This is a genomic window from Microlunatus ginsengisoli, assembly GCF_039537205.1.
In the GTDB taxonomy this organism is placed as follows: domain Bacteria; phylum Actinomycetota; class Actinomycetes; order Propionibacteriales; family Propionibacteriaceae; genus Microlunatus; species Microlunatus ginsengisoli.
The window spans coordinates 9,681-31,009 of record NZ_BAABAB010000020.1; the positions used below are offsets into that span (position 1 = coordinate 9,681).

The 21,329-nt window shown below is 72.0% G+C and carries 17 protein-coding genes; 14 read left to right on the plus strand and 3 right to left on the minus strand.

The annotated features are described in order from the left end of the window. The 9 genes from ABD747_RS14025 to ABD747_RS14065 all read left to right on the plus strand — a co-directional run. On the plus strand, window positions 1-1,012 hold a 1,012-nt coding region (locus ABD747_RS14025; protein WP_344805534.1), incomplete at its 5' end, for a DUF4118 domain-containing protein. A gap of 92 nt (window positions 1,013-1,104) precedes the next feature. Further along, window positions 1,105-1,572, plus strand: a complete 468-nt coding sequence (gene kdpC / locus ABD747_RS14030; protein WP_425562530.1) for a K(+)-transporting ATPase subunit C — start codon at window positions 1,105-1,107, stop codon at window positions 1,570-1,572. 53 nt (window positions 1,573-1,625) lie between these two features. Beyond that, window positions 1,626-4,202, plus strand: coding sequence for a DUF4118 domain-containing protein (locus tag ABD747_RS14035; protein ID WP_344805536.1), 2,577 nt, complete (start codon window positions 1,626-1,628; stop codon window positions 4,200-4,202). Continuing rightward, window positions 4,199-4,879 carry a response regulator gene (locus ABD747_RS14040; RefSeq protein ID WP_344805538.1) on the plus strand — a complete coding sequence of 227 codons (681 nt, stop codon included), beginning with the start codon at window positions 4,199-4,201 and terminating at the stop codon, window positions 4,877-4,879. The genes ABD747_RS14035 and ABD747_RS14040 overlap by 4 nt, the downstream gene beginning before the upstream one ends. 343 nt (window positions 4,880-5,222) lie before the next feature. Beyond that, on the plus strand, window positions 5,223-6,008 hold the full coding sequence (gene hisF, locus ABD747_RS14045) for an imidazole glycerol phosphate synthase subunit HisF (protein WP_344805540.1): 786 nt from the start codon (window positions 5,223-5,225) through the stop codon (window positions 6,006-6,008). Further along, entirely contained in the window at window positions 6,005-6,982 is a 978-nt protein-coding gene (locus ABD747_RS14050) for a 2-hydroxyacid dehydrogenase (RefSeq protein WP_344805542.1), read from the plus strand. Before hisF ends, ABD747_RS14050 begins: the two co-directional genes overlap by 4 nt. Next, window positions 6,979-7,422 (plus strand): HIT family protein, encoded by a 444-nt coding sequence (locus tag ABD747_RS14055; RefSeq protein ID WP_344805544.1) that lies wholly within the window; start codon window positions 6,979-6,981, stop codon window positions 7,420-7,422. The genes ABD747_RS14050 and ABD747_RS14055 overlap by 4 nt, the downstream gene beginning before the upstream one ends. Continuing rightward, a complete protein-coding gene (locus tag ABD747_RS14060; protein WP_344805546.1) occupies window positions 7,419-8,681 on the plus strand; it encodes a glycosyltransferase 87 family protein in 1,263 nt (420 codons plus the stop codon). The genes ABD747_RS14055 and ABD747_RS14060 overlap by 4 nt, the downstream gene beginning before the upstream one ends. A 282-nt stretch (window positions 8,682-8,963) precedes the next feature. After that, entirely contained in the window at window positions 8,964-10,589 is a 1,626-nt protein-coding gene (locus ABD747_RS14065) for a glycosyltransferase (RefSeq protein ID WP_344805548.1), read from the plus strand. Between the two features lie 434 nt (window positions 10,590-11,023). On the opposite strand, the gene ABD747_RS14070 is transcribed toward ABD747_RS14065, so the two are convergent. Beyond that, window positions 11,024-12,271 carry a lamin tail domain-containing protein gene (locus tag ABD747_RS14070; RefSeq protein WP_344805550.1) on the minus strand — a complete coding sequence of 416 codons (1,248 nt, stop codon included), beginning with the start codon at window positions 12,269-12,271 and terminating at the stop codon, window positions 11,024-11,026. 137 nt (window positions 12,272-12,408) lie between these two features. Here ABD747_RS14070 and ilvD point away from each other — a divergent pair, with 137 nt between their 5' ends. Further along, complete coding sequence (gene ilvD / locus ABD747_RS14075; protein ID WP_344805552.1) at window positions 12,409-14,130, plus strand: dihydroxy-acid dehydratase; 1,722 nt, start codon at window positions 12,409-12,411, stop codon at window positions 14,128-14,130. Between the two features lie 69 nt (window positions 14,131-14,199). Here the strand turns inward: ilvD and ABD747_RS14080 are convergent, their stop codons facing one another. Next, window positions 14,200-15,897 carry a S8 family peptidase gene (locus tag ABD747_RS14080; protein ID WP_344805554.1) on the minus strand — a complete coding sequence of 566 codons (1,698 nt, stop codon included), beginning with the start codon at window positions 15,895-15,897 and terminating at the stop codon, window positions 14,200-14,202. Between the two features lie 92 nt (window positions 15,898-15,989). Here ABD747_RS14080 and ABD747_RS14085 point away from each other — a divergent pair, with 92 nt between their 5' ends. From ABD747_RS14085 to ABD747_RS14095, 3 genes are read left to right on the plus strand one after another with little or no spacing between them, the layout of a single operon-like run. Then, on the plus strand, window positions 15,990-17,252 hold the full coding sequence (locus tag ABD747_RS14085) for a winged helix DNA-binding domain-containing protein (protein ID WP_344805556.1): 1,263 nt from the start codon (window positions 15,990-15,992) through the stop codon (window positions 17,250-17,252). Between the two features lie 10 nt (window positions 17,253-17,262). Continuing rightward, window positions 17,263-18,123, plus strand: coding sequence for a helix-turn-helix domain-containing protein (locus ABD747_RS14090; RefSeq protein ID WP_344805559.1), 861 nt, complete (start codon window positions 17,263-17,265; stop codon window positions 18,121-18,123). After that, window positions 18,120-19,070: an aminoglycoside phosphotransferase family protein gene (locus ABD747_RS14095; RefSeq protein ID WP_344805561.1), complete on the plus strand. Its 951-nt coding sequence runs from the start codon at window positions 18,120-18,122 to the stop codon at window positions 19,068-19,070. The genes ABD747_RS14090 and ABD747_RS14095 overlap by 4 nt, the downstream gene beginning before the upstream one ends. 15 nt (window positions 19,071-19,085) lie before the next feature. On the opposite strand, the gene ABD747_RS14100 is transcribed toward ABD747_RS14095, so the two are convergent. Then, a complete protein-coding gene (locus ABD747_RS14100) occupies window positions 19,086-19,832 on the minus strand; it encodes a class I SAM-dependent methyltransferase (protein ID WP_344805563.1) in 747 nt (248 codons plus the stop codon). Window positions 19,833-19,895: 63 nt separating this feature from the next. Between ABD747_RS14100 and ABD747_RS14105 the strand changes: the two genes are divergently transcribed. Then, a complete protein-coding gene (locus ABD747_RS14105) occupies window positions 19,896-21,329 on the plus strand; it encodes a CapA family protein (RefSeq protein ID WP_344805566.1) in 1,434 nt (477 codons plus the stop codon).

Below are 21,329 nucleotides of genomic sequence, written 5' to 3' on the forward strand. Positions count from 1 at the left end.
CAGGCGGGTGGACCCGGAAAATCCCGCCGCGGCGGGAAATTTGGGGCTCGGGTCGGGGGAGCGGGCCCTGCAGAGTCCCGCCGCGGCCGAACTGCTGCGCGACCGCAGCACCCGCTACTCCCGCACTCGCCCTGCTGACCCGCCGCTGGCCGCAGGCGAGCGCCGGCGTGAAGACGGCGGCAAGATCCGTCAGGTGTGCGTCAACGCCGGAGCCGGCGCCGCGCACCGGTCCTTCGATGGAGTCGTGACCACAGATCGTTTCGTGCTGCGCCACCGGTCCCTGGTGCTGGTCGGCGCCGTCATCGTCCCGGCAGCGCTGTGTGCAATCCTGAGCCACGTCCCGCGGCTGGTCGAGAGCACCACCGCGGCGCTGCTGCTCGTGCTCGTTGTCGTCGGCGCGGCCTCCACCGGGTTGCGCTCCGCCGGCCTGCTGGCCGCCGGGTCGAGCGCGCTCAGCTTCGACTACTTCCTGACCGCGCCGTACCTCACGCTCCAGATCCTCGATCGGGCCGACATCGAGATCGCCGTCGGGCTGGTGCTGGTCGGCGTCGCCGTCACCGAACTGGCGCTGTGGGGGCGCCGGCAGCAGGCCAGAGCCAGCGAGCAGAGCGGATATCTCGGTGGTCTGCTGGACGCGACCGAGGCGATCGGCGGCTCCGCGCCCGCCGCGACGGTGGTCGAGCAGGTGGAGCACCGGCTGGTCACGGTGCTAGAGATCGACCTCGCGCGCTTCCATCCCGAACGGGCCGCCGACCTGCCCAGGCTGGAGCCCGACGGGCGGCTGGTCGATGCCGGTCACGTCGTCGACGTCGACCGCGACGGTCTGCCTACCGACACGGAGATATCGCTGCCGGTCCGGGTCGGCGAGCGGGTACGCGGCGAGTTCCGGCTGACCGCTGCGACGCGCGTCGCCCGCCCCAGCCGAGAGCGGCGCCGGGTTGCCGTGCTGCTGGCCGACCAGGCCGGGCTCGCACTTGCCCAGCAGCACCCGATCAGCCACGAAGGCAACTGAGTCATGTCCGTTTCAGCGGTCCTCCTCCTGCTGCTGTCCGCCGCCGTGCTCGGTTATCTCGTCTGCACCCCGATCTTCCTGGAGCACTTCTGATGCCCGACTCGCTGCCGGTCCCGCTGCTGACCGACGCCCCGTCAGGGCTACTGACCATCGCCGCCCTGATCGGGCAGGAGCTCGACGGTGACCAGTGGTTCCAGCCACGGCCGTCGGCGGTGGAGGACAACGCCCAGGCCAGCGGCGGGAGCAACCTGGGTCCGTCCAACCCGGACCTGACCGCCGCCGTCGACCGGCGACGAGCCGAGGTCGCCGAGCGGGAGCAGGCGGCACCGAGCGCGGTCCCCGCCGACGCGGTCACCGCGTCCGGGTCCGGCCTCGACCCGTACATCTCTCCGGAGTACGCCGAGCTCCAGGTGGCGCGGGTCGCACGCGCACGCGAGCTCGACCCCGATCGCGTCCGCAGGCTCGTGGCGGAGCACACCCGGGGCCGGATGCTCGGCTTCCTCGGCGAGCCGCGGGTCAACGTCGTCGAGCTGAACCTGGCCCTGAGCGGGCTGGGCTAGCCGCGGCACCCGGGCGGGGGACCGACGTGCGCCGGCGGAGGCACACTGTGACCATGGAACGCGGCAGCCTGCGGGTCTATCTGGGTGCCGCCCCGGGCGTCGGCAAGACGTTCGCCATGCTGCAAGAGGGCCAGCGACGCGCCGCGCGAGGCACCGACGTGGTGATCGCTTTCGTGGAAACCCACGGCCGGGCGAAGACCGAGGATGCGATCGGCAGCTTGGAGGTCGTTCCCCGGCGGTCGGTCGGCTATCGCGGCCTCGATGTCGGCGAGCTGGACCTGGCCGCCGTGCTCGCCCGGGCGCCCCAGGTCGCTCTGGTGGACGAGCTGGCGCATACCAACGCGGTCGAGCCGGGCGAGGCCGGCGCGCACCTCAAGCGCTGGCAGGACGTGGCGTCCATGCTGGCAGCCGGGATCGACGTGATCACCACGGTGAACATCCAGCACCTGGAGTCGTTGAACGACGTGGTGGCTCAGGTGACCGGCGTGCGACAGGCGGAGACGGTGCCGGACCGGGTGGTCCGGGCGGCCGAGGCGGTCGAGCTGGTGGACATGAGCCCGCAGGCTCTGCGCCGCCGGATGGCCCATGGCAACATCTACGGCGCGGACAAGATCGACACCGCTCTCTCCCACTACTTCCGCGAGGGCAACCTCGCTGCGCTGCGGGAGCTGGCGCTGCTCTGGCTCGCCGACCGTGTCGACGAGGGCCTCGACCGCTATCGCGAGCAACACCGGATCGAGGCGACCTGGGCGACCCGCGAGCGGGTGGTGGTTGGCGTGTCCGGCGGCAAGGATTCACAGGCGCTGATGCGGCGGGCCGCGCGGATCGCCGGCCGGACCGCGGGTGCACAGTGGCTGGCCGTCTACGTCAGCCGCCGCGACGGACTCACCGGCGTCTCGCCGAAGGCACTGGAAGCGCTGCGCACGGCGGCCGAGGAGATGGGAGGGGAGTTCCACGCGGTCGTCGCCCACGATTCCGCCGACGGCCTGCTGGACTTCGCCCGCGGCGTGAACGCCACCCAAGTGCTGATCGGTGCGAGCCGCCGGTCGCGCTGGTCGGCTCTGTTCAGACCGGGCGTCGGCGAGCTGGTGATCGCGCGGTCCGGTGACATCGACGTGCACGTGGTGAGTCACGACTTCGCCCGCGCCGGCGTACGCCAGCGTCGCCGGACGGCGCTGACCGGGCGCCGGCTGCGCGCGGGCTACCTGCTGGCCACGCTCGGCACCGCACTGCTCACCACCGGTCTGTACCTCACCCCGGACCTCCACGGCCTGCCGACCGAGGCGCTGTTGATGCTCGCACTCGTGGTGGCGACGGCCCTGGTGGGGGGTCTGTGGCCGGCAGTGCTCGGCGCGGTCCTCAGCGGCGCCGCACTGAACTACTTCTTCGTGCCCCCGACCGGCACGCTGACCATGGCGGACCCCGAGAACGCCTTTGCCATCGCGCTGTTCGTGCTGACCGGCGTCGCGGTCGCGTCGGTGGTGGACCGCTCGGCACGGCGGACCGAGGAGGCCGTCCGCGCCCGGACCGAGGCGAACGCGCTCGCCGTGCTCGCGCACACCATCGTGCACGGCGGCGACGAGCCCGCCGACCTGCTGGCCCAGGCCGGCGAGGTGTTCGGGATGTCGGGCGCCGCGATTCTGCGGACCGACGGTGAGCGACCCGGGGTCGAAGCCTATTGGGGCGACCAGCTGACCACCGCGGCGACCGCGGACGCCCGGATCGACATCGGACCCGGTCGGGAGCTGCTGCTCCGGGGGCGGCCGCTGCGAGCCGAGGACCAGAGCCTGCTGACCGCGTACGCCGCCCACTTCGCCGTGCTCGAGGAACGGCGGGCGGCCGAAGCCGAGGCCGCGCAGGTGCGCGAGCTGACCGAGGCCAACCGGACCCGGACGGCGTTGCTGGCCGCGGTCTCGCACGACCTGCGCAGCCCGCTGGCGGCGATCAAGGCAGCCATCAGCAGCCTGCGCAGCACCGAGATCGTCTGGTCGCCCGAGGACGAGGAGGAACTGCTCGCCACCGTCGAGGAGTCGGCGGACCGGCTCGACGCGCTGGTGGCCAACCTGCTGGACATGAGCCGGCTGCAGACGCAGAGTGTCACCCCGCTGCTCGCCGAGGTAGAGCTCAATCCCGCCGTCCAGCGAGCGGTGGCCGGCATCGCCGACGCCGGTCGGCTGAGGGTCGAGGTCGACGAGTCGCTGCCGGCGGCGCTCGCCGACCCCGGCCTGCTCGACCGGGTCGTCGCCAATGTGGCCGAGAACGCGGTGAAGCACGCGGCCGGCTCGCCGGTCGAGGTCCGCGGGTCGGCCTGGTCCGGCCCGGATGGGTCGGCTTGGGTCTCGTTGCGGGTGGTGGACCACGGACCGGGCGTCGCCGCCGCGTCGCGGGCGGCGATCTTCGAACCGTTCCAGCGGCTCGGCGACGTGCCGCGCGGCGACGGCGTCGGGCTCGGCCTGGCGGTTGCTCGGGGGCTGTTGGAGGCGATGGGCGGCGCACTCAGCGCGGAGGAGACCCCCGGCGGCGGACTGACGCTTGTGATCGACCTGCCCGCCGGCGACGGCGTACGTCAGGTGCCGGCGGAGCGGCCCGTGCCGGTCGGCGACGACGGTCGGCTCCAGGCCGGCCGATGACCACCATCCTCGTCGTCGACGACGACCCGGCGATCGTCCGGACGCTCCGGATCAACCTGCGGGCCCGGGACTACGCGGTGCAACTGGCATTCGACGGACGGACGGCGCTCCAGATCCTGGCCGAGGACCCGCCCGACGCCGTACTGCTGGATCTCGGCCTGCCCGACGTCGACGGTGTCGGCGTACTGCGCCGGCTGCGGGCGTTCAGCGACGTGCCGGTGGTCGTGCTGTCCGCCCGGCACTCCTCCGACGACAAGGTGGAGGCCCTCGACCTGGGCGCGGACGACTATGTCACCAAACCGTTCGGGATGGAGGAGCTGCTGGCCCGGATCCGCGCCGCCTTGCGGCACCGCGGCACCGATGCCAAGACCGAGCAGCGGGTCGTCACCACCCCGACGCTGTCTCTGGATCTCGGCGACCACATCGCCCGGCGCGAGGGCGAGCCGGTGCACCTCACCCCGACCGAGTGGCGGCTGGTGGAGGTCCTCACCCGGCGGCCGGGCTCCCTGGTCCGGCAGGCCGAGCTGCTGCGCGAGGTCTGGGGACCGGCCTACGACAAGGAGAGCAACTATCTCCGGGTCTATCTCGCTCAGCTGCGCCGCAAGCTGGAGGTCGAGCCCGGCCGCCCCCGGCACTTCATCACCGACCCCGGCGTCGGCTACCGCTTCGTGCCGTAGGCGAGCCGGTCGGGCGCCGGACCTGCTCGCCTCGCCGGGCCGGCTCGCCTCGCCGGGCCCGCTCGCCTCGCCGGGCCAGCGCACCTCGCCTCCACGCCTCGCCGGGCCCCGTCTTCGCTCGCCTTCCACCCACTCCGCGCGACGCGCTGGACGCGCGGAGTGGGTGCAACCAGCGCGAAGTGGCCGTCGGCACCGGCGTCGTACCCCGCGCAGCGCTGAGTCGGGTGATGCGGACCAAGCGCCAACCACAGCGGGCGGTCCCGAGATCCAGCGCGACGTGCAGGGCGCCGGAGCTCGTCCGCCTCCGGCCCGCGGTCGGCCCCGGCGGCTAGGATCGTCACCTGTGAGTGTTGCCGTCCGCGTCATCCCCTGCCTGGACGTCCACGGCGGCCGGGTCGTCAAGGGCGTGAACTTCTTGAACCTGCGCGACGCCGGCGATCCGGTCGAGCTGGGCCACGGCTACGACGCCGAGGGCGCCGACGAGCTCACGTTCCTCGACATCTCCGCCTCCAGCGAGGGCCGGGAGACGACCCTCGACGTGGTCCGGCGGACCGCGGAGACCGTCTTCATCCCGCTCACCGTCGGCGGCGGCGTCGGCTCGGTCCGCGACGTGGACGTGCTGCTCCGGGCGGGTGCGGACAAGGTCGCCATCAACACCGGGGCCATCCGCCGGCCCGAGGTGATCGCGGAGATCACCCGGCAGTTCGGCAACCAGGTGCTGGTGCTGTCAGTGGACGCGCGCCGGGTGCCCGACCAGCCGTCCGGCTTCGAGGTGACCACCCACGGCGGCCGGCGCAGCGCCGGCCTCGACGCGGTGGAGTGGGCCCGGCGGGGGGTCGAGCTGGGTGTCGGCGAGATCCTGCTCAACTCGATGGACGCCGACGGCACCACCGGCGGCTTCGACCTGGAGATGATCGCCGCGGTGCGGGCCGTGGTGGACGTACCGCTGATCGCCTCGGGCGGAGCGGGCCGGGCGGAGGACTTCCCGCCGGCGGTCGACGCCGGCGCGGACGCGGTGCTGGCGGCGAGCGTATTCCACTTCGGGACCGTGCGGATCGCCGACGTGAAGGCCGCCCTGGCCGCGGCCGGGCACCCGGTGCGGACCGCGACGGACGGGGCAGCGGCATGAGCCCTTCGACAAGCTCAGGGCACGGTCAGGGCACGAAACAGCGGCTGGCCTGGCTGCCGTACGCCGACCGGGCCGAGGCAGAGCGCCGGCTCGGCGGCATTCCGGAGGGCATCGACATCGACTGCTACGACGCTAGCGGGCCACTGCCCGACAGCGTCGCCGAGGTGAACTTCTACGTCATCCCGTATATGAAGGGCGCCGAGCAGCTCGACCGGGTGGCCGAGATGACGGCCCTGGAGGTGGTGCAGACGCAGACCGCCGGGGTGGACAACTTCAAGCCGGTGATCCCGGCCGGGGTCACGCTGTGCAACGCCGCCGGGGTGCACGACGCGAGCACCGCCGAGCTCGCCGTCGCCCTGATGCTGGCCAGCGGCCGGCACCTGGACGTGTTCGCCCGGCTGCAGGAGCGGGGCGAGTGGGGCTTCGTCTTCGGCAACTCGCTGGCCGACAAGCGGGTGCTGATCATCGGGTACGGCCGGATCGGCGCCGCGATCGAGCGCCGGTTGGCCGGGTTCGAGGTGGCCTCGGTGACACGGGTCGCCCGCCGGGCGCGTGACGGCGCCGACGGCGGCCCCGCGGTGCACGCCATCGCCGACCTGCCGCGGCTGCTACCGAGCGCTGACATCGCCGTGGTCATCGCCCCGCTGACGCCGGAGACGGACGGGCTGATCGGTGCCGAGGAACTCGCGCTGCTGCCGGACGGTGCGCTGCTGGTGAATGTGGCCCGTGGCCGGTTGGTCGACACCGACGCGCTGCTGGCCGAGACCGGCAGGGGCCGGATCAGAGCCGCGCTGGACGTGACCGAGCCCGAGCCGCTGCCGGCCGACCACCCGCTCTGGCAGGTGCCGGACGTGCTGATCTCGCCCCACGTCGGCGGGGCGAGCACGGCATTCTTCCCCCGAGCCGACAAGCTGATCGCCGAGCAGTTGGCCCGCTGGGCGGCCGGCGAGGAACTGGAGAACGTGATCCGATGAGCCAGTCCTCAGCACCGGGCCCGAGCGAAGCGCAAGACTGTTTGTTCTGCAAGATCGTCGCCGGCGACATCCCGAGCCGGACCGTGTTCGCCGACGAGCACGCGTACGCGTTCCTCGACATCGCGCCCTGGCACCGTGGCCACACCCTGGTGATCCCGAGGCGGCACGTGCTCGACCTGGTCCACGGCGAGCCCGCGCTGGCCGACCTCGCGCCGGCGATCGACACCGTGTCGCGGCTGCTGGTCGACCGGCTCGGTGCCGACGGCCTCAACCTGTACTCCGCCGCGGGGGCGGTCGCCGGCCAGGAGGTCTTCCACCTGCACGTCCATCTGGTCCCGCGCTATGCCGGCACACCGGGCATGCGCGCCCTGTTCGACCGGGACGAGGCCGACGCCGCCGCACTCGACGCGGTCCATGCCCAGCTGACCGGGTCCTCGTGAGCGCCGAGCCCGCCGCCCGCCCGACGGCGGGTGAGCCGGTGCCGAGCGGGCGCCGGCGAGTCGCCCGCGCGGCGGTGGAGTTCCTCCCGCCTTTCGTCGTGGCGCTGCTGATCCTGCCGTTCGTGATCGCCTATGGCCATCTCTGGCCGTGGAAGCCGTCCACGATCGACCTCCAGGTGTACGTCTACGCGGTCAAGGACATGCTCGCCGGCAAGGACATCTTCGCCACCACCACGCCGTTCTGGAATCTCTATTTCATCTACCCGCCGATCGCCGCGGTGCTGATGACGCCGCTGGCCTTCGGGCCGTACACGATGTGGCAGGTGCTTTGGACCGCCGGCCTGGTCTGGGCCCAGCAGTCGGTGCTGCGCCGGTGCCGGGCGCCGCGCGGCTGGAAGCTCGGGCTGATCGGCATCGCCGTGCTGGTCGCGATGGAGCCGATCCGGACCACCCTCGGCTATGGCCAGGTGAACACCATCTTGATGGCGTTCGTGGTCGCCGACATGCTGCCGGACCGGGCGACCCGCTGGAAGCGGTTCCCGCAGGGCGTGCTCACCGGTCTCGCCGCCTCGATCAAGCTGACCCCCGCCCTGTTCGTGGTCTTCGACTTCCTGATCGGCAAGAAGAAGACCGCGCTCTGGGCGATCGCCGGGTTCGTCGGCTTCACCGCCATCGGCGCGATCTTCCTGCCGCACCAGACGTTGTCGTTCTGGACCGGGCTGGCCGGCGGGGACACCCGGACGGCCGGGCCGATCTATGCCGGCAACCAGTCGTTGCTCGGCGTCTTCTTCCGGCTGGCCGGCGGGGGCGGCACCAAGCTCACCCTGATCGGGCTCGGCTTCGCCGGCATCGTCGCCCTGATCGGCGCGATCGTCGCATCCACCTGGTGGCGATCGGGGCAGAAGGTGTTCGCGGTGGCCATCGTCGGCATGTGCACCTGCCTGGCGTCGCCGCTGTCGTGGACCCACCACTACGTCTGGGTGCTGCCGCTGGCCATGGCCGTGATGGTCGATCGGCTGCCCCGCTGGGTCCGGATCTGGGCCGGGGCGTGGGTGCTCTGGATCTGCGCCTGCCTGCCGCTGGCCGCGCTCCCGTACGGCGGCAGCTTCGAGCGGAACTACACCGCCTTCCAGCAGGTGGTCGCCAACCTCGGCCCGGTGATGGGCGCCGGACTCGTCATCGCCCTCGGCATCCGGATGGTGCTGCGCTCGATGGATCGCGTTCCGGCGCCGCCGACACCGGTCGGTTCGGCCGCCTGAGCCGGCCGGACGTCTCGCCAGCCCACCGGATCGGTTGCCCTGCCGTGAGGTTGGTCACGCGGTTCCGCTGCACCCGGGCCTGTCGTGACCGGGTCACCCTGTGAGTTTCGGTAGAATCGCATGGCAGCGGGCCAGCGGCCGCGAGCGTGTCACGCCCGAAAGACTCACGACCCGAGGGGAGCTCCGATCACCGAGTCCATCATCGCTCCCGGTTTTCACACGAGCGCTGAGACCCCGAGGCTGACCCGCCCTGCGTATCAGACTCAGCGAGTCCTCGAGTCCGTGCCCGCCCTGCTGCTGGTCCTCCCGGTCGTCATCCCGATCCTGCTGTTCGAGACCTCCCACCGGCTGGCGTACGTCGCCTTCAGCGCCTACCTGGCGTTCTGGCTGGCCGCCTCGCTCAGCCTCGCGGTCCGCCAGGCGATCGAGTACCGCACCATGAAGCGCTACCGCGAGCTCAACTGGGAGGCGCGGCTGCGGCACCTGAACGACCCGTACGCGCGGATGCACGAGCTCGCCGACCAGCCGCGGCTCGATCCGTCCGAGGCCGAGGAACTGCAGGCGCTGAACGTCTGGACGCACAGCGGACCCGAGGTCCCGGCCCCCGACGAGGTGCACCACCTGATCGTCATCCCGGTGTACAGCGAAGGCCGGGCGATCCTCGAGCAGTCGCTGGAGGCGATCCTGGCGGCGAACTATGCGGCCGACCGGCTGATGATCTGCCTCACCTTCGAGGCCCGCTCGCCGATCTGGAACGAGGAGCGGATCGAGCAGCTGCGGGCGACGTACGGCGGACGGTTCGGCCGGTTCCTGACCACCCGGCACCCGGACGGTCTGCCCGGTGAGGGCCGGGTCAAGGGCGCCAACATCAGCTGGGGCGCGCAGGAGGCCCGCCGCGAGCTGCTCCGCGACGGCATCCGCGACCACCAGGTCATCGTCTCCGCGTTCGACGCCGACACCCGGCCGAGCCCGCACTACTTCCAGGTGCTGAGCTACACCTACCTGACCAACCCGAACCGTGACGTGGACAGCTATCAGCCGGTGCTGCTGTTTCACAACAACGCGTGGGAAGTGACCTCGGCATCGCGGCTGGTGGGCTACATCGCGAGCATGTGGACCCTGGTCGACTCGACCCGGCCGAAGCGGCTGCGGATCTTCTCCTCGCACGCGATGGGCATGCGTGCCCTGGTCGGCGTCGACTTCTGGTCGACCAACGTGATCCCGGACGACTCGCGGCAGTACTGGCGGATGTACTTCGGCACCAACGGCCGGGCCAAGACCGTGCCGCTGCACCTTCCGGTCTATCTGGACGCGGTCCAGTCGCACAGCTGGTGGGCCACGATGCGCGAGCAGTACCGGCAGATCCGGCGCTGGTCGTACGGCGTCATCGACTTCCCCTACATCATGGAGCAGAACCTCACCAACCAGCGGATCCCGCTGCGCGACAAGGCGATGCAGACGTTCCGCCAGCTGTCCCAGTTCCACCTGTGGGCCACCGTGCCGCTGCTGCTGCTGAGCCTGCGGCTGATGGTGAACTACCTCGGCCCGACCGTGACCAGGTCGTCGGAGAGCATCGCGGAGCTCGCCGCGCACGCGAACTACGACTGGTCGACGTCGCCGCTGGTGGAGATCGCCTCACGGGTCAACTCACTCGCCCCGGTGCTGACCGTGGTCAGTCTCGTCATCTCGGCCGTGGTCGCGCTCAAGCTCCTGCCGAAGCGGCCGCGGCACCGCGGCCCGCAGACCTGGGTCAAGATGGTGCTCGAGTTCTGCGCGCTGCCCATCGTCGCCCCGGTGTTCTTCTGCCTCCCGGCCATCGACGCCCAGGTGCGGCTGCTCTTCCGCCGCTACCTCGGCTTCCGGGTGACGGTGAAGCTGCGCTCCGACATCGCTCACCGGATCAGGTAGCGACCCGGTCCGGACGATATCCGGCCGACTCGCACCGATCGGCTCGAGCGAGGTACCTGCTCGCCCGCGCGACGTGCTAGACGGGTGGCGGCCCTGCTACTCGCCGCGCTCCGCTCTCTGGGGTCTGCAGCCCTTGCACTCCGCACCTCGGGCAGCGAACCCGACTGCACTCCGCACCTCGAACGGCGACTTCGCACCCTGCGCGCAGGGTGCGGAGTCACCGTCGGCGGTGCGGAGTGAGGCGTCGGTGCCGGGCGCGGTGCGAGTAGCGCCGAGGGCGCGTGAGACGGCGCCCGGGCTCACCGCGACCCGCAGGCCCGCTCCGCGCCTCGGGAGGAGAAGCGGGTCCCTGATTTCGTCCCCCCAGTGGACGCTAAAGGGCCTTTCGAGCCCCCTGCGACGCCACTGGCGGGACAGAATCAGGGAAGGATCGGTCAGCGGCCGAAGACGACGGTGCGACCTCTCGCGGCGGCGCCGTAGGTGACGTGGTCGATGGTCTGCCCGTTGGCATCGAAGAGGCTGAGCGAGCCTCCCTTGTTGGGCAGCTGAACCGCTCCGGTCAGCACGACCTTGACCGCATCGCCGCCGCCGACCGCACCGGTCAGGTCCTGCCGGTGCCCGGCCCAGTCGCCGAGCCGCCAGCCGGCCAGATCGATCGAGCCGCCGGTGGTGTTCAGCAGCGTCGCGGTCTCCGCGCCGGCGTCCGCGCCCGCTGGATCGGGCACGGCCGCCACGATGACGACGTCGCCGGCCACGAATGTGCCCGGACCGGTCGGCGTGCCCGGCGAGGCGGGATCCGGCTCGATGATGAAGTCCTCGGGCCACCGGTTGAGGAACACCCGGTGTCCCGAGGCGACCACCAGGTCGTGCATGTTGCCCGGCTCGGGCGGGTCGAGGAAGAACAGCGCGTCGTCCCGGTTCACCGCGTCCGCGCGCAGCCAGGCGTCGAATCCGTCCAGGCTGGACTGACCGGTCGCGAGATAGGGCACCAGCCGGCGGAACAGCTTGGGCCAGATCGCCAGCGTCTCCAAGGTCGCGAGGTCGGGCACGGTGGCGGTCGCATCCGGGGTGGCGGTGCTGCCGGGCCAGATGCCGAGGCCGGCAGCTCGGGCGGCCCGAGACGACTCGGCGAGATGGACGCGCAACGACGCGGGCAGCGTGCCGTAGAACGCCGGATAGACCAGGCCGTCGGCCAGCAGGGACGCGTTGACCGACGTATCCACTCCCGGGTTGTCGAGGAAGACGCTGGCGCCGTCGGCCACCGCCGGCTCGCCCGGATAGACGAAGCCGATCATCCGGCCGTTGGCGTCGATCCCGTTGCTGAGGACGTACCCCACCAGCTCGTCGGCGTCGGCGGACTGGACCCGGTTCGGCTGGTCGGGGAAGAACACCACGTTGGTGAAGCCCAGCCGGGCCAGCAGCGCGTCCCGCGCAGCGTTCGCCCCGCCGAGCTCTTGATGCGTCTCGGCGAAGTGGGTCTCCAGTGCGTCGATCGCCTCCAGTCGCACCGAGATGCCGCGCGCGTTGAGCTCGGGCGGACGCCCCGAGCGCCGCGGGATCAGTTCCACCAGTCCCGGCGTGTCGGGCCGGAACTTGACGGTGTCACCGTCGGGCTCCGGCCCCTGCCGGGGCAGGTCCGGGTAGCGGATCACGAAGTGTCCGCGGAGCACGGTGTACGGCATGGTCGACCTCCTCGATCGAGCCGGCCCGGTTCGGGTCGGCACCCTTCACGAGACAAGACTCGCTACCGGTCCCGGTGATGCACTCCGCACCGAGATTCGTCGCAGCGGCCCGTGTCCCACCGACTAGATTGCCCCCTATGACGATCACCCACGACCCGGACCTGACCAGCCCCGACGCCGGCGGGGGCGTCGACATCAAGCCTCGCTCGCGGGTGGTCACCGACGGGCTCGAGGCCACCGCGTCGCGGGGGATGCTCCGCGCGGTCGGGATGGGCGACGAGGACTGGCCGAAGCCGCAGGTCGGGGTCGCGTCCTCGTGGAACGAGATCACGCCGTGCAACCTGTCGCTGGACCGGCTGGCCAAGGCGGTCAAGGACGGCGTCCACGCCGCCGGCGGCTACCCGCTGGAATTCGGCACCATCTCCGTCTCCGACGGCATCTCGATGGGCCACGAGGGGATGCACTACTCGCTGGTCAGCCGCGAGATCATCGCCGACTCGGTGGAGGCGGTGATGCTGGCCGAGCGGCTAGACGGCAGCGTCCTGCTGGCCGGTTGTGACAAGTCGCTGCCCGGCATGCTGATGGCTGCCGCCCGGCTCGACCTCGCCTCCGTCTTCCTGTACGCCGGGTCGATCATGCCCGGCCGGGTGGGGGACAGGGACGTCACGATCATCGACGCGTTCGAGGCGGTCGGCGCCTGCATGCGGGGGCTGGTCAGCCGCGAGGAGGTCGACGAGATCGAGCGCGCGATCTGTCCCGGCGAGGGCGCCTGCGGCGGGATGTACACCGCGAACACGATGGCCAGCGCGGCCGAGGCGCTCGGCATGTCGCTGCCCGGCAGCGCAGCCCCGCCCGCGGTCGATCGGCGCCGGGACGGCTTCGCCCGGCGGTCCGGGATGGCCGCTGTCGAGCTGCTCCGCAAGGGCATCACCGCCCGCCAGATCCTCACCAAGGAGGCCTTCGAGAACGCGATCGCGGTGGTGATGGCCTTCGGCGGCTCGACCAACGCCGTGCTGCACCTGCTGGCGATCGCCAACGAGGCCGAGGTCGACCTGACCCTGGACGACTTCGTCCGGGTCGGCAAGCGGGTGCCGCACCTGGGCGACCTGAAGCCCTTCGGGCGCTACGTGATGAACGACGTCGACCGGGTCGGCGGCGTACCGGTGGTGATGAAGGCGCTGCTGGAGGCTGGCCTGCTGCACGGCGACTGTCTCACGGTGACCGGCAAGACGATGGCGGAGAACCTGACCGACATCGCGCCGCCGGACGTCGACGGGGTGATCGTCCGGGCGCTGTCCAACCCGATCCACCCGACCGGCGGGATCACCATCCTGCACGGCAATCTCGCCCCCGAGGGCGCGGTGGTCAAGAGCGCCGGCTTCGACACCTCGGTCTGGGAGGGTACGGCCCGCGTGTTCGACGGCGAGCGGGCGGCGATGGACGCCTTGGAGGACGGCACCATCTCGGCCGGCGACGTCGTCGTGATCCGCTACGAGGGCCCCAAGGGCGGGCCCGGCATGCGCGAGATGCTCGCGATCACCGGCGCGATCAAGGGCGCTGGGCTCGGCAAGGACGTCATGCTGATCACCGACGGCCGGTTCTCCGGCGGCACCACCGGGCTGTGCGTCGGGCATATCGCGCCGGAGGCGACCGAGGGCGGCCCGATCGCGCTGGTCCGCGACGGCGACCCGATCACCCTGGACGTGGCCAACGGCACGCTGGAGGTCGGCGTCGACGACGCCGAGCTGGCCCGCCGGCGCGAGGCCTGGAGCCCCGCCGACCGCCCGCAGCGCCGTGGCGTCCTGGCCAAGTACGCCAAGCTGGTGAAGTCCGCCAACCTCGGCGCGATCTGTTCGTGACATCACATCCGACGTGTCAGCCGCTCAGCACCGAATATGGTGCGGAGCGGCTGACACGCCGGCGTTGACTCAGGGAGTCACGGCCGCGTAGGCGTTCACGATGCCGTGACCGTAGAACCCGTTGTCGTTCACCCCGCCGGCGCAGCGGTGGTCGGCCTCGATCACCGCACCCGCGGGCGTGATCCGGGTGTAGTGGTACGTACGCGGCTGCGGGCAGGCGTGCGGCACGGCCGAGGCGTACAGCAGCCGCTCGGTCCGGTTCGGGTTCAGAGTGAGCCCGTGCCGGCCGTCGCGGTGGCCGTACCGGTCGACGATCAGCGCGGCCACGCCGGCGGCGTGCGGCGAGGCCATCGAGGTGCCCTGCAGGTACTGGTAGTACGCACAGACGGTGCCCTTGCAACTCTGGATCACGGCCGGGTTGTTGGGCGTGCCGTCCGGGTTCAGCGTGCCCTCGGCCTGGGCGACGTTCTTCGGGTACGCCGCCAAGATCGCGCCGGCGATGTTGCGGGTGTTGTCGACGGTGTCGTAGACGTCGCCGCCCGGAGCCGCGACGTCGGTCTGCTCGGTGCCGTAGTTGGAGTAGTACGCCTTGCGGGTGCTCGGTCCGGTCGAGCTCACGCCCACCACGCCGCGGGTCTCGGTCGGCACATTGATGCAGGAGTTGTCGATCGTGCGCTCTTTCGCCGCCCCGGCCGGGTAGTCCGGGCTGGTGTCGTCGAACGTCGGGTTGTTCAGGTCGGTGGCCTCGTTGCCGAGGGCGGACACCGGCAGCACGCCGTGGTTGCGGGCGTAGTTCATCGCCCGCTGGACCGCGGTCCGGATCACCCGCTGCTGCGCCTGCTCCGCCGCGGAGTCCTTCGGGTTCGCCGTGCAGTTGTAGAGCCAGGGATCGACGTAGTAGCTCATGTTCACCACGTCCACGCCGATGTCGCCGGCATAGGTGAGCGCGTCCAGGGTGGGCTTGAGGAAGAAGTACCCGGAGTCCTGGCCGGCCCGGATGTTGATCAAGGTCACGTTCGGCGCGACGCCGGCCATGCCCAGCCCGTTGATCGGGGAGCCGATCGTGCTGGCGACATGGGTGCCGTGACCGTCGTCGTCCTCGTCGACCGGATCGATACAGCTCGGATGCTCACACGGCCCGTCGATGTCGGGCATGTCGGTGACGAAGTTGCGGCTGAGGGTCTTGTCGAAGTTCGGCGCGATGTCGGGATGGGTGCCGTCGACGCCGGTGTCGAGGATGCCGACCCGGACGCCCTTGCTGCCCCGGTCCTTCGCATACGACCCGGTCGCCGTCGCGCCGATCTGGCGCATGTCCCACTGCAGGTTCGCCAGCGGCTCCGGCGTGACCGCTCCGGCCTGCGCCTTCACGGGCGAGTCGGAGGCGCTCTTGCCCTTCGCCGCGTTCTGGCCGACGGTCAGCTTCTCCACCTGATCAGCCCGTGCCCGCCGCTGCTTCGGTGCGACCCCGATGGTGCGCTCCTTCGCCACCCCGGCGACGGCGTCGGACTTCGCGACCGCGTCCGCGAAGGCGCGGTCGGTGGTGCGGACGTAGGCGTAGCCGATCTTGGTGTTCGTCTCGGTGATCGTGCCACCGGCCTTCGTGATGGCCTGTTTCGCCGCTTGGTCGGCTCCCGTGCCGTCGAACAGTACGAGGTAGGTCACCTCCTCGGTCGGTTGCGCGGACGCGAGCGGCGTGGCCGCGCCGATCACCCCGGTGAGGAACGCGGTCGCGGCGGCCGCGAGCAGGACTGGACGTCTACGGATCATGAACAAAACTCCCCGGGGACAAGAGGATCAGGTCGAGAGTCAACCTAGGTGTCGTCGGCGTGCCTCGGCAAGGGGGTGCGACACTCGGCGTCGTGACCGGCACGATCACCGACGAGCTGCGTCGGGCGCGACTCGCCCGGCGCCACCGGCTGCTGCCCGAGCTGCGGACCGACGACGTCGTCCGGATCGCCGAGGACCTCGTCGCGCTGCATTCGACCGATCCGGTCACGGCGATGCTGTCGGTCATGCTGCGGATGCGGCATCCGTCGGTCGCGGCGGTGGAGGACGTGATCTATCGCCGGCGCGAGCTCATCCGGCACCACGCGATGCGCCGGACGCTGTGGGTGGCCACGCCGCAGACCACGCGCGTGATGCATGCGGCGGCCACCCGCAAGCTGGTCGGCCCCGAACGCCGCCGGACGATCGGGATGCTCGCGGACAGCGGGGTCGCCGAGCCCGAGGTCTGGCTGGACACCGCGCGGGAGCTGATCATCGACGACCTTCGGCGGAACGGGCCGAGCACCGCGCGCGAGATCGGCCGGCGGGTGGATGCCGTCCGGCAACCGTTGCGGCTCGCGGAGGGCAAGTCGTACGCGGCCGTGCAGGGCGCACACAGCCGGGTGATCACACTGCTCGGCTTCGAGGGCCGGATCCTGCGCGCCCGGCCGACCAGCTGGATCACCGGCGCCTACGCCTACGCCGACGCCGAGCAGTGGCTGCCCGGCGGTGTCGACGACCCGGCGCTGACCGAGCAGGAGGCGGCCGCCCGGCTCGCCGGCGCGTACCTGCGGCGGTTCGGCCCGGTCACCACCACCGACCTGCAGTGGTGGGCCGGCTGGACGCTCGGTCTGACCAGGAAGGCGCTCGCCGCCTGCGCCGCGGTGGAGGTGGCCGTGGCCGGAGGCTCGGGTTGGCTGGCCGCCGACGACCCGGCCCTCGACCCGGGTCTCGACCCGGGTTTCGACGGCGGGCTCGACCCCGCTGAGCCGTGGGTCGCCGTGCTGCCCGGCCTCGACCCGAGCACGATGGGCTGGAAACAGCGGTCGTGGTATCTCCCGGAGTCGTCGGCGGAGGCCTTCGACTCGGTCGGCAACGGCGGCCCGACGATCTGGGTCGACGGCCGGATCGTCGGCGCCTGGGCCCAGAACCGGGAGGGCGAGATCTATCTGCACTACTTCGAACAGGTGCCGGCGCGGCGGCGGCGCGAGGTGGACGACATGGTGGACGAGCTGCGGGCGATGATCGGCGAGACCCGGTTCTCGGTCCGGTTCCCCGGCGACGTCCATGCCCGGCTGCTGGGCCAGCCGATCCGCCGCTTGCGCAAACAGCCGCCGGCTGTCGGCGGCGCTGGCTAGGGTCCATGCTGTGGGCGAAGCAGGAGGGGTGGCACAGATCGCCGCCGAGCGCGGGCTGGTCCGGCGGGCCGCGACCGGGGCCACCTTCGACAACCGCCGCTACCCGCCAGGCGACGACCTGGAGCGCTGGATCCAGCACTTCTGGACCGTCGAGTGGGACCTGCGCGGGCAGCCGCCGGTCGACTCCCGGGTGATCTCCTATCCGGCCATGCACCTGACGGCCGAGTGGGGCGAGGTCGACGAGGTCAGGCACGGGATCGCGCTACCGGCCACCATCGTGCACGGCGTGGTGAGCAAGGTGTTCGAGATCCGGCTGACGGGCCGCGGCGAGGTCGTCGGAGCCCGGTTCACTCCGGGTGGCTTCGCGGCCTGGACCGGGCTCGACGCATCGACGTACACCGACCGGGCGCTGCCGGCGGGACAGGTGCTCGGTCCGGAGCTGGCCTCAGCGCACGCCACGATCGGCGCCGCCGGCTCGCTCGAGGACCGGGTCGATGCCCTCCGGCAGATCCTGCGCGCGCACCGGCCCCCGGTCGCTCATCCCGCCGACGAGGAGCTGGCGGCGCTGGTCCGGCGGATGGCGGCGGACGACACCCTGGTCCGGGTCGAGCAGCTGGCCGAGCTGACCGGCCGGTCGGTGCGCACGCTGCAGCGCCAGTTCCGGCGTCGGATCGGGATCGGCCCGAAGTGGGTGCTCGCTCGCTACCGGCTGCAGGAGGCGGCGTACGCGCTGGAGACCGATCCGGAGGTCGATCTCGCCGATCTCGCCGCCCGCCTGGGTTGGTATGACCAGGCCCACCTCACCAACGACTTCCGGAAGATGCTGGGCGAGACCCCCGGCCGATATGCGGCCCTCGCCGGTGGCGGATGACCGGCGCCGGGCCGGGGGAGGCCGATCCGGACGCGACCATCCGGCTGCAGCCGCTGACCCGGGCCAAGGTCGGCTCGCTCGGTCCCGCCGGGCAGGACTGGCTGAGCCGGCTGCCGGCGACGCTGCGAGAGCTGGAGCGTGAGTGGCAGATCCGGCTCGGCCGTCCGCTCCCGGGCGGCAGCGCCGCGTACGTCGTCGCGGCCACCCGGGCCGACGGCGTACCCGCGGTGGTGAAGGTGGTGATCGAGCCGGACGGGCTGGACGCCCAGGCAGCGATCCTGCGCCGGGCCGACGGCCGCGGCTACGTCCGGCTGCTCGGCTACGACCCGGACCGCCGGGCCCTGCTGATGGAGGCGCTCGGGCCGCCGCTGGATCACACCGCGCCGGCTCCCGCGAACTGGCTGGACCTGCTCGCCGACACCCTGCTCGCGGCCTGGCGGGCACCCGAACCCGCCGATACCCGGCCGGACAAGGCCGGCGACCTGGCGGGGCTGATCACGACCTGGTGGGACCGGCTGGGCCGGCCGTGCTCACCGGCGGTCTATCGGCAGGCCCTGGCCTTCGCCGAGCGGCGCCGCGCCGATCCGGGCGAGCCGGTGGTGGTGCACGGTGACCCGCATCCGGGGAACCTGCTCCGCGTGCTCCGGCCGCGGCCGGGCGCCGAGACCGGCTACTGCTTCGTCGATCCGGACGGGTTCGTCACCGACCGGGCGTACGACCTCGGGGTCGTGCTGCGCGACTGGACATCCCAGCTGAGCGGTGCCGACGCCGAGCCGACGCTGCGGACGTACTGCTCGCGGCTGGCCGACCGCACCGGCGTGGACGCCGTCCGGATCTGGGAGTGGGGTTTCGTCGAACGCGTCTCGACCGGCCTGTACCTGAAATCGTTCGGTGCCGACGGCCTGGCCGGACGCTTCCTGGCCAGCGCGGAGGCGCTGGTGCCCTGAGGCCCGGCGCGGGGGTCAGGGCCGGATGCTGCGGAACGCATACGTGACGTACGGCAGCTCGACCGTGTCGTCGCCCACCGCGCCGATCTCGTCGAACAGGGTGCTCAGCTCGGCCTCGATCCGGGCCCGGACCTCCGGTTCCGCGGTAATGATGTAGCTCCGCGATCGCACCATGCTGGTCAGGGTGGCCCGGGTCATCGACCGGCGCCACGGCCAGCTGCGCTTGTCCAGCCGACCGAACGGCTCGGCGATCGGCGGGTCGCCGCCGGAGATCATCGACTCGGCCCGGCTGCCGCCCATCACCTCGCCGAGCCGGCGGACCCAGCCGACCCTCTCGTCGCGGATGTTCCAGATAAGGCCGAGGGAGCCGCCCGGCCTCAGCACCCGCCCGACCTCCGCGCTGCCGGCCGACGGATCGACCCAGTGCCAGGCCTGGCCGAGGATCGCGGCATCCACCGACCCGTCCGGCAGCGGCAACCGCTCGGCCATGCCGACGAACGTCGGCACGCCGGGCACGCTCCGGTTGAGCGCGGTCAGCATCTCCGGGTCCGGGTCGATCGCCACCACCTCGGCCCCGAGCGCGACCGCCACCCGAGTGAGCTTGCCGGTGCCCGCCCCGACATCGGCGACCCGGAGCCGGCGGCCCTCGGGCACCGGGCCCAGCAACCAGCGAACCGCATCCTCGGGATAATCCGGCCGGCCCGCCTCGTACGCGCCCGCTTCCGATCCGAACGACGTCGCCGCTTCCCGGGGTTGGTTCATGGTGCTGGCAGCGTACGTCGGCGGCGGCCGCCCGATCGAGCCGTCGCCACCTACCCTGGCTGGATGAACCGCCGGGTCGCCGCGTCGCTGCTGGCGCTCGCGCTCGGCGCGGCGGCCTGCGGCGCCGAGCCCGTTCCCGCACGCCCGACCCCTGCGGCCCCGACTCCTGCGGCGTCCGTCGGCCCGACCCCGACGCCGGGCGCGACCCCCGCGCCCGGCGCGGTCACCTACCGGATGCCGCTGGCCCTCATCGTGCACGCCACCCGTCCGGTGGCCGACGCACCGCTCGCCGCCGCGCGTCGGGTGGTCGCCGGTGGGGGAGAGCGCTGGTCGGAGCTGGGCCAGACCGGAGGTCGGATGCGCGTGCTGACCACCGACGGACGAACGGCGGGGGAGGTGCTGGCCGCCGTCCGCGCGAGCGACGGGGTGCTCGGCATCGTGCCCGCCGACGCCGTCGACGCGACGGTCCGGGTGCTCACCGTCGGCGGCAAACACCCGCTGCGCGACCCCAGCGGCTATCCGCTGGCCGTGCGTTCCGCCCGGCCGGTACCGGCGGTCACCACGCTGACCGCGGTCGGCGACATCATGCTGGGCCGGCGGGTCGCTGAGCGCCACTCCGATCCGAACGAGCCGCTCCGACCGTTCGCCGGGCGGCTCGCCGCCGCCGACGTCACGGTCGGCAACGTCGAGTCGACGCTGTCCCGGGACGGGTCACCGACCCAGGGCGGCGACTCGTTCGCCGCCAGCCCGCGGATCCTGACCGGGCTGAAGCGCAGCGGTTTCGACGTGATCCAGCTGGCCAACAACCACCTCGGCGACTACGGCGACCGGGCGCTGCGCCGCACTCTGCAGCGCTACGCCGACGCGGGCCTGCCGACCGTGGGTGCGGGCCGCACCCTGAGCCAGGCGCGCCAGCCGGTGATCGTCGAGCGGGACGGGATCAGGATCGGCTTCCTGGCGACCGAGTCGATCGGCGAGACACCGGCCGCCACCGCGACCCGAGCCGGGACCAACCGGCTGAACATGCCGCCGCGAACCGGGCCGCTGAACCGGGCGGCGCTGAAGCGGATCACCGCCGACATCGCCGCCCTGGACAAGCGAGTGGACACGGTCGTCGTGCTGAGCCATTGGGGCACCCAATACACCCACCGTCCCGAGCCCAGCCAGCGCCGCGTCGCGAAGGCGTTCGCCGATGCCGGGGCCGACCTGATCATCGGCGGGCACCCGCACTGGGTGCAGGGGATGCAGCAGTTCGGTGCCACGCCGGTGGTCTACTCGCTCGGCAACTTCGTCTTCGACATGGACTTCCAGACCAAGACCAACGAGGGCGTCATCGCCGAGGCGGTGCTCTGGGACGGCCGGGTGAAGGCGGTCGAGCTCGTCCCGTACGTCATCGGCGGCGACTTCGTTCCCCGCCCGGTGGGCGGCGGCCGGGCCCGGGGCATCCTCGACGACGTCTGGAACAGCAGCCGCGGGCCGTGGGCCGACCCCGGCTGA

Bases quoted from the DNA above. Each gene is read 5' to 3' on its own strand.
- kdpC (WP_425562530.1), top strand. From the start codon at position 1,105: ATGCCCGACTCGCTGCCGGTCCCGCTGCTGACCGACGCCCCGTCAGGG.
- ABD747_RS14035 (WP_344805536.1), top strand. From the start codon at position 1,626: ATGGAACGCGGCAGCCTGCGGGTCTATCTGGGTGCCGCCCCGGGCGTC.
- ABD747_RS14040 (WP_344805538.1), top strand. From the start codon at position 4,199: ATGACCACCATCCTCGTCGTCGACGACGACCCGGCGATCGTCCGGACG.
- ABD747_RS14050 (WP_344805542.1), top strand. From the start codon at position 6,005: ATGAGCCCTTCGACAAGCTCAGGGCACGGTCAGGGCACGAAACAGCGG.
- ABD747_RS14055 (WP_344805544.1), top strand. From the start codon at position 6,979: ATGAGCCAGTCCTCAGCACCGGGCCCGAGCGAAGCGCAAGACTGTTTG.
- ABD747_RS14070 (WP_344805550.1), bottom strand. From the start codon at position 12,271: ATGCCGTACACCGTGCTCCGCGGACACTTCGTGATCCGCTACCCGGAC.
- ilvD (WP_344805552.1), top strand. From the start codon at position 12,409: ATGACGATCACCCACGACCCGGACCTGACCAGCCCCGACGCCGGCGGG.
- ABD747_RS14080 (WP_344805554.1), bottom strand. From the start codon at position 15,897: ATGATCCGTAGACGTCCAGTCCTGCTCGCGGCCGCCGCGACCGCGTTC.
- ABD747_RS14095 (WP_344805561.1), top strand. From the start codon at position 18,120: ATGACCGGCGCCGGGCCGGGGGAGGCCGATCCGGACGCGACCATCCGG.
- ABD747_RS14100 (WP_344805563.1), bottom strand. From the start codon at position 19,832: ATGAACCAACCCCGGGAAGCGGCGACGTCGTTCGGATCGGAAGCGGGC.
- ABD747_RS14105 (WP_344805566.1), top strand. From the start codon at position 19,896: ATGAACCGCCGGGTCGCCGCGTCGCTGCTGGCGCTCGCGCTCGGCGCG.